This window comes from Sphingobacterium sp. HSC-15S19 (assembly GCF_050433745.1).
Classification (GTDB): domain Bacteria; phylum Bacteroidota; class Bacteroidia; order Sphingobacteriales; family Sphingobacteriaceae; genus Sphingobacterium; species Sphingobacterium siyangense.
Map to the genome: position 1 here is coordinate 17,562 of NZ_JBNPWQ010000052.1, position 15,939 is coordinate 33,500.

General features: G+C 40.7%; 12 protein-coding genes. 7 read left to right on the forward strand and 5 right to left on the reverse strand.

What is annotated here, in order from left to right; translation table 11 throughout:
* Nucleotides 1–2 precede the first annotated feature (2 nt).
* Together L1283_RS26490 and upp are read right to left on the reverse strand one after the other, a co-directional pair.
* On the reverse strand, nt 3–476 hold the full coding sequence (locus tag L1283_RS26490) for a ribonuclease H-like YkuK family protein (RefSeq protein WP_046672303.1): 474 nt from the start codon (nt 474–476) through the stop codon (nt 3–5).
* A gap of 104 nt (nt 477–580) precedes the next feature.
* Nucleotides 581–1,228, reverse strand: coding sequence for a uracil phosphoribosyltransferase (gene upp / locus L1283_RS26495; protein ID WP_088160148.1), 648 nt, complete (start codon nt 1,226–1,228; stop codon nt 581–583).
* Nucleotides 1,229–1,510: 282 nt separating this feature from the next.
* On the opposite strand from upp, the gene uvrB reads away from it, so the two are divergent.
* The 5 genes from uvrB (at nt 1,511) to L1283_RS26520 (ending at nt 7,321) form a co-directional block, all read left to right on the forward strand.
* Entirely contained in the window at nt 1,511–3,544 is a 2,034-nt protein-coding gene (gene uvrB, locus L1283_RS26500; protein WP_075990954.1) for an excinuclease ABC subunit UvrB, read from the forward strand.
* Between the two features lie 131 nt (nt 3,545–3,675).
* Entirely contained in the window at nt 3,676–4,281 is a 606-nt protein-coding gene (locus L1283_RS26505; RefSeq protein WP_075990955.1) for a porin family protein, read from the forward strand.
* 347 nt (nt 4,282–4,628) lie between these two features.
* Nucleotides 4,629–5,660, forward strand: a complete 1,032-nt coding sequence (gene proB, locus L1283_RS26510) for a glutamate 5-kinase (RefSeq protein ID WP_046672306.1) — start codon at nt 4,629–4,631, stop codon at nt 5,658–5,660.
* Entirely contained in the window at nt 5,657–6,907 is a 1,251-nt protein-coding gene (locus L1283_RS26515; protein WP_088160150.1) for a glutamate-5-semialdehyde dehydrogenase, read from the forward strand. The genes proB and L1283_RS26515 overlap by 4 nt, the downstream gene beginning before the upstream one ends.
* Nucleotides 6,908–6,946: 39 nt before the next feature.
* Nucleotides 6,947–7,321, forward strand: coding sequence for a hypothetical protein (locus tag L1283_RS26520; protein ID WP_232475671.1), 375 nt, complete (start codon nt 6,947–6,949; stop codon nt 7,319–7,321).
* A 75-nt stretch (nt 7,322–7,396) separates the two neighbouring features.
* Here the strand turns inward: L1283_RS26520 and L1283_RS26525 are convergent, their stop codons facing one another.
* Nucleotides 7,397–8,533, reverse strand: a complete 1,137-nt coding sequence (locus tag L1283_RS26525; protein WP_088160151.1) for an acyl-CoA dehydrogenase — start codon at nt 8,531–8,533, stop codon at nt 7,397–7,399.
* A gap of 348 nt (nt 8,534–8,881) precedes the next feature.
* Here L1283_RS26525 and L1283_RS26530 point away from each other — a divergent pair, with 348 nt between their 5' ends.
* Nucleotides 8,882–9,517 carry a peroxiredoxin gene (locus tag L1283_RS26530; protein ID WP_075990959.1) on the forward strand — a complete coding sequence of 212 codons (636 nt, stop codon included), beginning with the start codon at nt 8,882–8,884 and terminating at the stop codon, nt 9,515–9,517.
* A 79-nt stretch (nt 9,518–9,596) separates the two neighbouring features.
* Here L1283_RS26530 and L1283_RS26535 read toward each other — a convergent pair whose 3' ends face one another.
* Entirely contained in the window at nt 9,597–10,703 is a 1,107-nt protein-coding gene (locus L1283_RS26535; protein WP_286832092.1) for a S1 family peptidase, read from the reverse strand.
* Between the two features lie 24 nt (nt 10,704–10,727).
* Complete coding sequence (locus L1283_RS26540) at nt 10,728–11,300, reverse strand: RNA polymerase sigma factor (protein WP_075990961.1); 573 nt, start codon at nt 11,298–11,300, stop codon at nt 10,728–10,730.
* Between the two features lie 379 nt (nt 11,301–11,679).
* On the opposite strand from L1283_RS26540, the gene L1283_RS26545 reads away from it, so the two are divergent.
* Nucleotides 11,680–15,726 (forward strand): glycoside hydrolase family 2 TIM barrel-domain containing protein, encoded by a 4,047-nt coding sequence (locus tag L1283_RS26545; protein ID WP_286832094.1) that lies wholly within the window; start codon nt 11,680–11,682, stop codon nt 15,724–15,726.
* Nucleotides 15,727–15,939: the final 213 nt, after the last annotated feature.

Consider the following 15,939-nt stretch of genomic DNA (forward strand, 5'->3'; position numbering starts at 1 on the left):
AATTATTGAACCTGTTTATTAGCACAATTGGTACTGGCAAAAGACTCGGGCTTGGCCTTAAAAACAAATCCCATACCCATAATATAGCCCATGGCTTCTTTCAGGGCAACATTTGACTGGAAATTTGGATTGGTGTTGATGTCGGCGTGGACTTCGAGGTCTACTTTGTGTTTTTCGAGGAGGGGGCAGAGTTGATAGGCTATATCGATGGATTTTTGGACTTCGAGTAGCATCCTTTCTTTAATGCTCATTCGGTGGTGCCTTTTGTCCCGTTGGATAAACATAAATCCACCTTTATGTTCCCGGAGAAAGACGATGACTGTTGCGAAGTCGATGATGCCTCTCTTGACTTGGGAATCGGTGCCGATATAAACCTTGAGCTTATTCCCTAGGGCATCTTCTCGTTTAATGACTTCTTCAACAGCATCGAAAATCGTGGAGCGAATGGATTCGCCATTGTATTTTTGCCATCTCATAGCGATATAAATTAGATATAAAAAAATTAAACTTCATCATTGACATAAATTTACTGAATTTCAATGAGCTAAGTGTTAATTTAGTTTTAAATAATTTATCCACATTAATGGTGTTTTACACCATAGGCCAGGTCTCCGGCATCACCGAGCCCAGGTACAATATAGGCTTTTGAGGTCAGTTCGTGGTCGACGTCACCAACCCATATATGCGCCGTGGGTACAAAAGCCTGAACGTGGTTTAGTCCTTCTTCGGATGCAATGGCCGCAACAATGTGTAATTCCTTGATGTCATATTCGGCCAGGAGATCCTTACAGCATAAAACGAGGCTCTTTCCTGTAGCCAGCATGGGGTCTACAATGATTACTGTACGGTTGTCTAAGTTTGGTGTATTGACATATTCCTTATGAATTTCAAACTCACCGCTCTTTTTTGTATGCCGATAAGCCGCAATGAAGGTGTTGTCTGCGTGATCAAAAACATTTAAAAGTCCCTGATGAAAGGGAAGGCCCGCTCTCAGAATTGTAGCGAGTACGGGTTGTTCCATCAAGAGATGGGTTTTGGCCACACCTAGCGGAGTTTCAACTTCAACAGGTTTGTAGGTCATTGTCTTGCTGATTTCATAAGCGAAAATTTCACCTAATCGTTCCAGATTACGACGAAAGCGCATGCGATCCTGTTGAATAATGTTATCTCTCAGCTCGGCAATAAAATGATTTGCAATGCTATTTTGGGTAGATAGAATAGTGACCATGGCGTGTGTGCTAGTTCAATTAAACTAAAGATAATAAATAATCAATTGAAAGTAATAACATCTATGGTATTATTATAGTTTGCACTAAAATGGTAAAATTTTTAGTAAATTTGTGTAAGACCTTGGAAAGATATGGCCTGGATCACAGGTCGAAAAATCGTCTTTTTGCAGATTGAAACCATCGGATCATAAAAGTTGTTTTTGAGCTTACGCTTAAGCAATTCGTGGTGCAATGTTTGCTGGAAAAGGCCTGAATAGTTTTCTTTAAGAAATAGGAAGTATATGAAATTTGAATTGACATCGGAGTACAAACCCACAGGCGATCAGCCAGAAGCAATTAAGCAATTGGTAGCAGGTGTAGAGCAGGCAGAGCAATACCAGACGCTTTTGGGGGTAACGGGATCGGGTAAGACCTTTACTGTTGCCAATGTGATTCAGGAAACGCAAAAGCCAACATTGATTTTAAGTCACAATAAAACATTGGCGGCTCAGTTGTACGGTGAATTCAAGCAGTTCTTTCCCAATAACTCGGTCAACTATTTTGTGTCTTATTACGATTATTATCAACCTGAAGCTTTTATTGCTTCGACGAATACCTACATCGAGAAGGATTTAGCGATTAACGAGGAAATCGAAAAGTTGCGTTTGGCGACTACCTCGTCTTTGATGTCGGGTCGGCGTGATATTGTTGTCGTTTCTTCGGTATCCTGTATCTACGGTATGGGGAATCCGGAGGATTTCTCCCGATCTATTTTTCGTTTTGGTGTCGGTATGACTGTCACAAGAAATGCTTTCCTGCATAAATTGGTCGAGATCTTATATTCACGGACGACCGCAGAGTTTAAACGGGGTACCTTTCGTGTTAAAGGTGATACGGTGGATGTGTTTCCGGCATACTTGGATAATGCCATTCGGATTTCATTCTTTGGGGATGAAATTGATGAACTGAGTGAGATCGATCCTATTTCAGGTAAAACGCTCAATAAGATGGAAGATCTTGCTCTTTTTCCGGCAAACCTTTTCGTTACACCGAAGGAAAAATTCAAAGAATCGATCTGGGCTATTCAAGATGAATTGATGCAACGGAAAACGCAACTGGAAGAGGAGGGCTTAATGCTTGAAGCGAAGCGTTTGGAAGAGCGGGTCAATTATGATTTGGAAATGATGCGTGAACTGGGCTATTGCTCGGGAATTGAAAATTATTCCCGCTTTTTCGATGGTAGACAACCGGGGATGCGTCCGTTCTGTTTGCTGGATTATTTTCCGGAGGATTACCTGTTGGTCATTGATGAAAGCCACGTCACCTTACCACAATTGCGTGCGATGTATGGTGGTGACCGGTCGCGAAAAGTTTCCTTGGTGGAACATGGGTTTAGGTTACCAGCAGCTTTGGATAACAGACCTTTAAACTTTCCGGAGTTTGAATCCCTGACGAATCAGACGATTTATGTGTCCGCGACTCCGGGCGATTACGAACTGCAGCAGACCGAAGGTGTTGTTGTTGAGCAGGTCATTCGTCCAACAGGACTTTTGGATCCGATTATTGAAGTACGGCCAGCGATCAATCAGGTCGATGATTTCTTGGAAGAGGTCGATAAGACCATCAAAGAAGGAGGGCGTGTTTTGGCTACTACATTGACCAAACGCATGGCCGAAGAGCTTTCCAAATATATGACCAAGCTGAATTTAAAAGTCCGTTATATTCACTCCGAAATTAAAACCTTGGAGCGTGTGGAAATCTTACGGGGTCTTCGCTTGGGCGAATTTGATATTCTGGTCGGGGTGAACTTACTCCGTGAGGGGCTTGATTTGCCTGAAGTTACGCTTGTCGCTATTCTCGATGCGGATAAAGAGGGCTTTCTGCGTTCCGAACGATCTCTTATTCAGACGATTGGTCGGGCTGCCCGGAATGATAAAGGTCGGGTTATTATGTATGCCGATAAAATGACGGATAGTATGCGTGTCACAATAGATGAAACCAATCGTCGCAGAGACAAGCAGATGAAATATAACTTGGAACATGGCATTACACCGCGTACAGTCGGCAAAACAAGGGAGGAGATTCTGGAGCAGACTTCTGTTGCTGATTTTTCGGGTATTGAACCTAAAATTTATGTTGAACCTGATCCGTCGCAAGCCATTGCAGCTGACCCAGTGATGCAATACCTCAGTGAGAAAGATTTGAAGAAGGCGATCGATAACGTAAGGAAGAAAATGGACAAAGCTGCAAAAGAAATGGACTTCTTGGAAGCAGCGAAATATCGTGATGAAATGTTCTCCTTGGAGAAGCTCTATGAAGAGCGATTCCCATCGTAAAGGAAGCTGGTTTGTTAATATGTATTAATTATTGTTAATCAATATTAAGATTTGTTAAACAACGCTAAATAGCGTTTAAATTAAGATTCCGTCGTGCATATTTGTGGCAATTGTAAATAAATTGACCACATATGAAACATTTAATCTGCAGTATAATACTGTTTTCTGTGCTTTCCACAGCGTTCTGCCAAAGTAAAATTTCCTACGGTATAAACGCCGGGTACACAAATGCCGGATCATTGGTATCTAATAAACGAACGCACAGTTATAGCTTCCGAAGCATTTCGGGTGTTACAGCAGGGCTTTTTCTTGAAATACCGCTCGTTGGTGGACTCTCTATTCAGCCTGAAGTAAACTTTACCCAAAATGGTATGGAGGCAAAGCATGCCCTTGAAAATAACTGGACAACATACCGAAGAAATGCGATCGATATTCCATTAAACATAGCTTATAATATTACGGTTGGAGAAGGTCGGATTTATCTTGCTGCTAGTCCCTATTATGGTATACAGATGTCTGTGAATAATAATGATGGAAAATTTTACGATGCAACGACCAATCCTTCAGACTATGGTTTGGGTTTTAACTTAGGTTACAAATGGAATGGGGGCTATGGTTTCTTCATTGGCTCCAATTATGGGATGAAGGATATGAGCGTCAATGAAAATGTAAAACTCTATAACCGTACGTTCAATGTTGGCCTACGATTTGACCTCCATCAGATACTAAAAAAATAGCAATAAATATATCTTTAACGAGAAGCAGCATTCCATCACCTATATCGCCTCAGAAAGTGGCAACTTTTTTGGTATTATATTGGAATTGCTGCTTTTTTGTAAGCTCAAGTTTTATGTTTTCATCTTCAGGCCATTCGTACTGATCGCTGAGATCTGAATTGACCTCTGAAATCTACGCTAATTATTTTCCTTTCTTTCATCTCAGGATGCCTCCTGATCCATCGGAATCGACCTTATTTCATGAGTTTTTCAATTGAATTATATTGTTCAATTGTTAACATATTTTGCGTAAATCAAATTCTTCTCAGTAAATTAGTGCTCAAATCTAAACTAAAACATACTAAAAAATGAAAAAGCCAATTCTCGTTGTCAAATTTGGATCGGCTTCTATTACCACGAAAGAGGGAGAAGTTGATGAACGTATTGTTTTGGAGATCGCTAGGCAGATTGCTTCCTTACAAAAGAAATACAATATTGTCTTGGTCTCTTCAGGTGCTGTTGCTGCCGGTAAACGTTTTCTGCCCAGTTATACGGGAACGTTATCCGAACGAAAGGCCGCCGCGGCAATTGGGAACCCCATATTGATTAATACGTATTCAACTTATTTCCGACCGTTTAAAATTTCATTGGCGCAGAGTTTATGTGAGCGACATCATTTTTCCAATCGAGATCAATTTCTACAATTGAAAAATACGTATGAGGAATTGTGGCGGAACAATGTTATTCCAATCGCAAATGAAAATGATGTGGTGAGTAATAAAGAACTGAAGTTTTCAGATAATGATGAGCTGGCAACCTTGATTGCTGTTGGTTTTGGTGCCGAAAAATTGCTGTTTAGTACTTCCGTCCCCGGTGTGTTGGATGCAAACAACAAGATTATACCGCAAATTGAAACCATCGATCGGGATATCTTAGGTTTGGCAAGGAAGGATAAATCCTCAGTAGGATTGGGGGGAATGACCTCGAAATTGAACTTTGCCCGATTGGCTAATCAAATGGGGATTGCTGTTGTCATTTTTAGTATGCAAACCGAAGAGGCGATCCAAAAAGCGGTTAAGCACGAGACTGGTACATTGTGCCTGGCTCAAAGTAAGAAGATCTCTTCCCGCAAGAAATGGCTTGCGAGTGGAAGTTTGATAAAAGGGGAATTGATGGTTGACCGTGGAGCGGAAGAAGCATTATTGAAACATAAAAGTTTGCTAGCCGTGGGGGTAACCCGTATCGTTGAACATTTTGAAAAAGGAGAAGTGTTAAATATCGTCAATCTAGAAGGCTTAACCGTTGCCGTAGCCCGGGCTAAGATGGATTCATCCGCTTTGTCCCAGACCAGTAAAAAAAATGTAGAAATTGCACATGCAAATGATATCGTATTGTTATGAGTGAATCCATCGTAAAACAACTTCAGGCGGCGGCCAAAGCAAAACAAATTTTGCAACAACTGGCTCCTGATACCAAAATAACTATTTTAAATGCCATCGCAGATGGTCTTGTCGCGCATACTGCGGATATATTACAAGCGAATAAAATTGATTTGGATCGTATGTCTGATGATGACCCCAAAAAGGATCGTCTTCTGCTCAATAGCGATCGTCTAAAAGGCTTGGCTGACAGTGTTAAGCAAATAGCCCAGCTAGCGGACCCAACAGATCAGCTATTACTAAAAAAGATATTGCCGAATGGATTGGAGATCGAGAAAATTACGGTTCCGCTCGGTGTCGTTGGGGTAATCTATGAATCGCGACCCAATGTGACGATAGATGTTGCTGCACTATGTATTCAATCGGGTAACGTTTGTCTATTGCGTGGTGGTTCTGATGCTTTATACACCAACGAAGCGCTGTTGAAAGTGATCCATAATATTTTGGAGCTGCATGGTATCGCAACAACTATTGTGCAACTGTTGCCTGTTGAGAGGAAGCATGTTTCGGAATTATTGGAAGCTACCCAATATGTGGATATTATCATACCACGTGGCTCACAGTCATTGATTGATTATGTCAGGGAGCACGCTAAGGTGCCTGTCATTGAAACAGGAGCGGGAGTATGCCATACGTATGTGGACCGTACAGCAGATTTGGACATGGCAGCTAAAATTGTTGCTAATGCTAAAATTTCCAGGCCATCGGTGTGTAATTCTTTAGATACTGTTTTGGTCGATCGTACTATTGCTCCCGAGTTTCTACAGAAATTGAAAACTTATTTTGAAGATGCTCAGGTGGAAGTTTTTGCGGATCCTACAGCTTATGAGGTACTGCAAGGTGAAAATTATTCAAATTTAAAGCGCGCAGAAGAAGATGATTTTGGAAGAGAATTTTTAGATTTGAAGTGTTCAATAAAGACGGTCTCGAGTTTGGACGAAGCTTTGGAGCATATCGCAAAATATTCTTCCAAACATTCGGAGTGTATTGTTTCTTCCAGTGAACTCCATATCGAACAATTTTTGAACACAGTGGATGCTGCTGCGGTATATGCCAATGCATCAACACGTTTTACAGATGGTGGTGAGTTTGGTTTGGGAGCAGAAATCGGTATCTCGACCCAAAAGTTACATGCCCGCGGACCATTTGCATTAGAAAAATTGGTAACAGAGAAATGGATTGTCCGTGGAAATGGACAGATCAGATAAGCATAGATCATGGGATTAAGTTTTAAAAAAGATGTATTGATGAATTGGATCGAAGAAATTGGTAAATTTCTTCGCATATGGACAGAAGGTCATGATGCCTTTACGGAGCCGACTGATCCAGCAGTGTTTGAAGATGCTTATGAAAAATTCTTCGAAAAGAGCAGGGCCTATTTTTTAAATCTTTCCGAAAGTGAGCTTTCGGCATATCTCAAAACAGATCTTCAAATACAGCAACTACATCCATTGGCTTTAACCTTGTTGTTTGATGGTTTGAATGCTACAGATGGTAATCAGGAGAATTTACTTCGCAAAGCAAAGTTTATTTTGAATCTGGCGATGGCCGAAACGGCGAGCTTTGCCTTTCAGGATTATCAATATCTTGCTATGATCGATAACAAGTTGAAGAGCCTTTAAAGTTAAAAAACTGTCAGTCATGTTATGCCCCCAAAAAGGTTAGACACTTTTTGGAGGCATAACATGACTGACAGCTTAGCGCAGAATCTCGCGGGCGATCACCAGACGTTGGATTTCAGAGGTCCCCTCGTAGATTTGTGTGATTTTTGCGTCGCGCATTAACCTTTCGACATGATATTCTTTTACGTAACCATAGCCACCGTGGATCTGTACAGCTTCTACAGTGTGTTTCATGGCGACTTCCGATGCATATAGTTTGGCCATGGCAGCTTCTTTACCGTAAGGAAGTCCCTGGTCTTTCGTCCAAGCGGCTTTATACGTCAAAAGTCGAGCTGCCTCGATATCGACTTCCATATCGGCCAATTTAAACTGTATGGCCTGATGGTCCGAAATTGGCTTTCCAAAAGTCTTTCGCTCTTTTGAGTAAGCCAAAGCGAGATCATAAGCACCGGCAGCAATTCCTAAGGCCTGTGCTGCAATGCCGATACGACCACCATCGAGTGTTTTCATGGCAAACTTAAATCCGAAGCCATCTTCTCCGATGCGGTTTTCCTTAGGAACCCGGACATCGGAAAATAGAAGTGAATGGGTATCAGAACTGCGGATACCCAATTTGTTTTCCTTCGGACCAATGGTAAATCCCGTCAGTCCTTTTTCAACAATTAATACATTGATTCCTTTGTGGCCTTTTTCAGGATGTGTCTGTGCAATGACAAGATAGATATCGGCATGGCCACCGTTGGTGATCCAATTTTTTGTGCCATTTAGTAGATAGTGATCTCCTTTATCTTCGGCGGTTGTGTGCTGCGAGGAGGCGTCCGAGCCGGCTTCGGGTTCTGATAACGCAAAAGCACCAAGTTTCTCGCCCTTCGCTAAAGGAATCAGGTACTTTTGTTTTTGTTCCTCTGTACCAAAAGCATTGAGTCCATATAATACCAGTGAATTGTGGGCGGATACAATAACGGCCGCAGAGGCATCAATTTTGGCAATTTCTTCGAGAACAAGAACATAGGCCAATGTATCCATGCCAGCTCCACCATAAGCTTCGGGGGTCATGATACCCATAAATCCTAATTCGGCCATCTGCTTGACAAAATCTGTTGGAAATTTTGCGGCTTCATCGCGCTCGATTGCCCCAGCCTTTAGCTCCTGGGCGAATTCCCGCGCTGCGTCGCGGATCATTTTATATTCTTCGCTTAATTCAAAATTCATGGCATTTCAGTTTTTTTGGTTCATCAGTTACTAAGCCGATAACTTATATATCTAATAAGATTTGCTCTCAAAAGGTTTTCTCCCAACTCACAATCGTTTTATGAGATCGGTGTACCACCATACTCAAATATACAAAATATATATTATGCAAGCATAGTAATTTAATAAATTACTTTTTATACTACTTTTGGTAATCATAATAAGTTTTTGGGTAAAATCCTTACTTTCAATTGGATTAGGGTTAGTTTTTTCATCTTAATTTAAAAAATTGAAGAATTACTTGTTTGCTAAATTTAATCTACTATATTTGTAGACTATATGATTTAAACACATTTAAAAAATAAGATTATGAGTTTAAGATTAGGAGATGAAGCGCCAAATTTTAAAGCGCAAACAACCATTGGTGAAATAGACTTTCACGATTATATCAAAGATAGCTGGGTCGTTTTCTTTTCGCACCCATCAGATTATACGCCGGTATGTACAACAGAGTTGGGTCGTACTGCAAAATTGAAATCTGAATTTGACAAAAGAGGTGTGAAGGCCATTGCGCTAAGCGTCGATAATGTAAACGATCACTTGAATTGGATTAAGGATATCAATGAAACGCAAAATACCGAAGTGAATTTCCCGGTTATCGCTGATGAAGATCATCATGTATCCGAATTGTACGATATGATCCATCCAAATGCGTCCGCAACAGTGACCGTACGTTCCGTATTTATTATTGGCCCTGACAAAAAGATCAAATTGACGTTGACCTATCCAGCATCAACAGGTCGTAATTTTGATGAAATCTTACGGGTCATTGATTCTTTACAGTTAACAGCCAATTATCAAGTGGCTACACCTGCTGACTGGAAGCATGGCGAAGATGTTATTGTTGTTCCAGCGATAAAGACAGAAGATATTCCTGCTAAATTTCCAAAAGGGTTTAAAGAGATCAAACCGTATTTGAGAACTACGCCACAACCTAATCTGTAAGGATTAGGCTTGGTATTAAGGGACAAAAAAAGGCAACGTTGAGAAAACGTTGCCTTTTTTTATAAGTTATAAATGCGTCCTAATAGACTTTAACCATGTAGATATAGTCTTGCATTTTCTTGATTTGTTCTGTTCTTGGTAAGCCTGCCAAGCTATTCTTTTTGTTGATCTTAAGACCAGTAACCAGTGAATCACTTGGGATGTCCGCTAAAGCATTCAAGATTGATTTCGTTTTGATTGCAAAGGCAGCACCATCTATGCCACGTTGTTTTCCGGAAATAATACCAATCACATTACCTCTGCTATCCAATACGGGACCGCCACTGTTACCTGGATTGACAGGTACGGAGATCTGATAAGCAATGGTATCACCAGCATAACCTGTTGATGAACTTAGGTATCCCTGACCATATACTGCTTCGTCACGAGGAAACCCGATCGTATAAATATCTTCGCCAAGATCTGAAGTCGATGTTTTGAATGTGTAAGGTAAGCTTTTAGCTTTCTTAAAGGTCTTATCCGCGATGTATAAAATAGCCAAGTCTTTGCTTGGATCGGTATGTACGATTTGTGCTTTATACGATTCACCTTTGCTATTTTGCAAATAGATCGAATCTGCTCCACTAATGACATGGTAGTTGGTGACAACATAGCCATCTGTTGTCAGCATAAATCCTGTTGCGCCAAACTGGCTTTCGGTACCTTTTACTGATTTTTTGTCATTGATATCCCTGATTGCAGCGTTGTGTGCGTTGACGTTCTTTTTGACATTGTTCATGTCTCTACGTAGCGCGCTGTAATCGGAAGATGCTTTCTCGAGGTTGCTGTAATAACCGCTCAGCCATAATGTGCCAAATACCGCAAATACTGCTACCACTGCAGCCACTAAAGAACTTGCTTTGATACGTTCCCAAAGTGAAATTACCGTTGATTGTTTTATAGGAACCACCTTTGCGGGTTTGTTTTGGGTTTTATGGTATTCTTTTGCTGATTGCGCTAATGCATTTTTGAAATCCAGCCGTTGACTAGTTTCTTTCATATTGGCAACAAATTCTCGGTGTTGTTGTAATTGGGCAGCATAGGAGGGCTGATCAGCACAAAAAGATTCAAATGCAGCTTTTTCTTCGGCCGGTAATTCGCCGCGAAGATAGTGATCTGCTAATTCGAAAAATTCTTTTTGATTCATTGTTCCCATGGTGTTACACTAGTTTTAATCTGTTGAAAAAAATATTTTTTTCAGCCGTTGTAGGCATTTATACTTCTGAGTCTTGGCATTATCTGTATTGGTATAACCAAATTTTTCACAGATGTCCTGCATCGAATGGTTTAAGATGTAGAAATCATGTAAGATTGTCTTACAAGGTTCTCCCATTTTCTCTAAGGCAAGCTCCATTTGATCGAACTTTTTTTCAAGTTCTTGATGCTGTTGAAGATCTTCTTCCTCAAATAAGGAATCTTCATAACCTCGAATGTCACTATTGCCAAAACCAGCACGATTGAGTTGCTTAAGCCAAAGCCTTCTGCAAATCGAGTAAAGATATGTTTTTAGTTTGCTGCTGAGCTCAAAGTTCCCTTTGGAAACTTTATCGTAGAGCACAATGACAGCTTCTTGAAAAATATCTTTCGCTTCGTCCTCACTTCCATTGTTTTGCAAGATCATATGGCTTATAGACGGATAGTACCGCTTATAGATAGCATCTATCGCCAAGCTGTTGCCGTCTTTGATGCCTTCAATGATTTGCTCATCATTTTCTAGCAGGACTGATTTACTGAATTTACTCACCTATTAATACCTTAATGCTTAAATTGTAACCCTTTGAAAAATAAAATTCTTCGAAATATTTTCAAACGTAAACTTTTATTTGTTTAAAGCGAAATCTATCCCCAAAAATAAGGCTTATTCCTTGAAACCGAAAGCATTTGTTTTTTATTGAAATCTGCTGCTTTTGGGAGGACATCGTGATTTTTCGCCATCTCTATTTTTTATGTTTTTGCTTTATGTACAATTCTCGAAGGAAGCTCTTATGAAACGATTTTAACGTTCTATATGGCCTTTTTTTGTATTGAAAAAGTTTCGCAATCGAGTGCTTTAATAATCTGCTTGTTATTACTGCAAAATGAAGTTACATTTGGTTTCCTGGACTAAATTGCTTAATTACATTATGTTAAGAAACTCTGTTATTTTTTCAACGATTCTAGCCTCATTGCTGTCGCTGGACACTACTGTTGCGATAGGGCAAACGATTACGCCATCTATCGACGGTTTTCAGTATGGAGCTGCAATGGCTCCAAAAGGGAATGAATGGGAATCGCCTCAATTATTATCACTTAATAAGGAGTTGCCACATGCTTCGTTCTTCTCCTTTCAGAACGTAGAAAGTGCGAGAAAAGTACTTCCCGAGCACAGTAACTATTGGCTTTCGCTCAATGGATCCTGGAAGTTTAACTGGGTAAAGACTCCGGAAGAGCGACCAAAGGACTTTTATGATCCTAGTTATAATGTTGGAGCCTGGGAATCTGTTCCAGTCCCGATGAGCTGGAATATTTATGGTATACAGAAGGATGGAAGCCTAAAATATGGTGTACCTATTTACACGAACCAACGTGTGATCTTTCATCATCAAGTAAAGGTCGATGATTGGCGCGGTGGAGTCATGCGAACACCGGCCCAAGATTGGACAACTTATGTCTACCGTAATGAAGTGGGATCGTACCGACGCAATTTTACCGTACCTACTGATTGGGACGGTCGTGAGGTATTTATCAATTTTGATGGTGTAGACTCCTTTTTCTACCTGTGGATAAATGGCAAATATGTCGGATTTTCAAAAAATTCAAGGAACGTCGCATCTTTCAATATCTCACCTTACTTAAAAAAGGGTGCTGAAAATGTGTTGGCAGTTGAAGTTTACCGCAGTTCAGATGCTTCCTTTTTGGAAGATCAGGATATGTTTAGATTGCCCGGGATATTTCGGGATGTTTCCCTGACTTCAACGCCAAAAGTTCAGATTCGCGATCTAGCGGCTATTCCAGACTTGGACAGCAAGTATGAAAATGGTTCGTTGAAAATTACGAGTACTGTACGCAATCTAGGAAATAAGAAAGCTGAAGGGTATAAAGTTGTTTATTCACTTTATAAAAATAAGCTATACAGTGACGAGAATACCCTTGTTGACCAGACAGAAGCTTCATCAGCTGTGCCAGCCCTGGATGGTCAGGTTTCCAATAGCATCGCAGCAACGTTGAACGTTAAAAATCCAGATAAATGGTCTGCCGAATTACCATATCGGTATACTTTGGTCGCTGAATTGAAAGATAAAAAGAACAAAACGATAGAGACTATTTCTACCTACGTTGGATTTAGAAAGGTTGAGATTAAAGACACCAAGGCTGCTGATGATGAATTTGGCTTGGCCGGACGTTATTATTATGTCAATGGCAAGACGGTGAAACTGAAAGGTGTCAACCGTCATGAGACCAATCCTGAGCATGGTAAAGTAGTGACCAGAGAACAGATGGAAGCTGAGGTGAAATTAATGAAACGGGCGAATATCAACCATGTCCGGAATTCGCACTATCCAGAACCTGCTTATTGGTATTATTTATGCGATAAATATGGAATTTATCTCGAAGATGAAGCCAATATTGAGAGCCATGAATATTATTATGGCAAAGAGTCTCTTTCTCATGTTCCTGAATGGAAAAATGCCCATGTAGCCCGTAATATCGAGATGGTGCATTCGACCATCAATCATCCGGCAGTGGTTATTTGGTCTCTAGGAAACGAAGCCGGTCCGGGTGATAATTTCGTGGCCGCCTATCAGGCTATTAAAAAAATTGATACGTCACGACCTGTTCAATACGAGCGTAACAATACAATCGTTGATATGGGTTCTAACCAATATCCTTCGATAGACTGGGTAAGAGGAGCTGTAAAAGGTACCTACAAATTGAAATATCCATTTCATATTTCGGAATATTCACATTCAATGGGGAATGCTGTTGGTAACCTAATAGATTATTGGGAAGCCATCGAATCGACCAACTTTTTTATGGGCGGTGCCATCTGGGACTGGATTGATCAGGCCATGTATTATTATGATAAAAAGACCGGCGAACGCTTTCTTGCCTATGGTGGCGACTTTGGAGACAAACCCAATGATGGAACCTTTGTCAATAACGGATTGATCTTTGCCGATATGAAACCTAAGCCACAGTATTATGAGGTAAAGAAAGTGTACCAAAATGCGGGTGTAAAAGCTGTTGATATTCAACAAGGGAAAATTGAACTTTTCAATAAAAATTATTTTAAAGATCTATCCGATTATCAGGTTCAATGGTCGCTATATAAAAATGGGGTAGAGGTGAAAAATAGCACGGGTACAATCAGTGCAACAGATTTGCCCGAGGCGCGCCAACGCAAGCAGCTTGTATTGCCGATAAATTATGCGCAGTTGGATGCGGGATCGGAGTATTTTGTAAAAGTACAGTTTATTCTCAATACGGATCGACCTTGGGCAGCCAAAGGTTTTGTACAAATGGAGGAACAACTGTTTGTCAAAGCGGCTGAAAATAAACCGTTGATTTCATCTGTTGCACAAGGAGCGGCTCCGTTGCTTTCCAAAGAAGGTGATTTGCAGGTGGTCAAGGGAGATCAGTTTATCGTTAAGTTTGACAATAGAACTGGCTCGATATATAATCTAAACTATGCCGGTAAACAAGTTATCCGCGATGGTGAAGGTCCTAAATTGGATGCACTACGTGCTCCGGTGGACAATGACAACTGGGCTTACCAACGATGGTTTGAAAAAGGATTGCATAACCTGAAACATAAGGTTTTGTCTTCAAATAGCTATACCAAGAAGGATGGAACAGTTGTATTGGCGTTTACGATTGAATCGCAAGCACCTTATGGCGCATCACTGTTAGGTGGAACTTCTGGAACGTATACCCTTAAAGAACATACGGATAAGCCTTTTGGTAAGGATGATTTTAAATTTACAAGCAATCAGATCTGGACAATCTATAAGGATGGCTCTATTGAATTGTCGTCAAGTATTACATCCAATAATGCGAGTGTGGTCTTAGCTCGATTGGGCTATTCTTTGCAATTACCGACCGAGTTTGGCAATTATAGTTACTATGGACGTGGACCGATCAACAATTATGCTGACCGGAAGACTGCTCAATTTATTGAATTGCACAAAAGTACTGTAAAAGACCAGTTTGTGCCATGGCCTAATCCGCAAAATATGAGCAACAATGAAGAGGTGCGTTGGACAGCATTAACCAACAATAATGGTCAAGGAGCTATCTTTGTTGCAAAAAATCATTTAGCAACTTCCGCTTTGGAATATAGTGAGCTCGAACTGACATTTGCGCCGCACCCTTATCAATTGCCAAAAAGTTCGGGTGTACATCTACATCTAGATGCTGCGGTAACAGGATTGGGCGGTAACAGCTGTGGACAAGGTCCGCCGTTGGAAAAAGACCGTGTGAAAGCGGTGCCAACGTCTATGGGTTTTATTATCCGTCCGATTCAGCACAATGATATGATGGCAAAGGCTCAGGTAGCGACTGCCGGTGATGCGCCAATTTCTTTGGCAAGAAGTTCTAACGGTGAAGTTTCTATTTTATCAGGTAATAAGAATGAACCTGTTGTATACAGTTTGAATAATGCGAAAGCAAGTGTCTACAATGCGCCTTTTGATTTACGTACTGGTGGTACCGTGACTGCTTGGTATCAGCATAATGAGAAATTAAAGGTAACACAGCAATACTCAAAAATCGAAACTATTCCAATGGAAGTGGTGTTTGCTTCAAGCCAAGAGACTGGCGAAGGAGATGCTAAGAACCTACTGGATGGGAATCCTTCCTCGATTTGGCATACGATGTATTCGGTTACCGTAGCACAGTACCCACATTGGGTTGATTTTGATGCTGGAAGTAGCAAAACAATTAAGGGCTTCACTTTTCTGCCAAGACAGGATGGACCGAATGGTGATATCAAGGATTATAAGATTCAGGTGAGTAAAGATGGGAAGAACTGGGAAGATGTGATGTCCGGATCTTTTGAACGGAATAAAAAATTAAAAACTGTTCGATTCGAAAAGCCTGTGAAAGGACGTTATATCCGTTTTACTGGACTTAATTCCCAACGTGGTGACGATTATGCGTCGGCAGCTGAATTCGCTGTTATAGCTGAATAATTTGCTTTATATCGCATATTGAGCCAGCACCTGTCACAGGTGCTGGCTTTTTTGTTAGCGACCCTATGCTATGTTCAAATAGCGATTGACAGGAACGATTGATTGTCTAGGCTAAACTGGTAAGGTAAGGTAAGGTAAGGTAAGGTAAGGTAAGGTAAGGTAAGGTAAGGTAAGGTAAGGTAAGGTAAGGTAAGGTAAGGTAAGGTAAGGTAA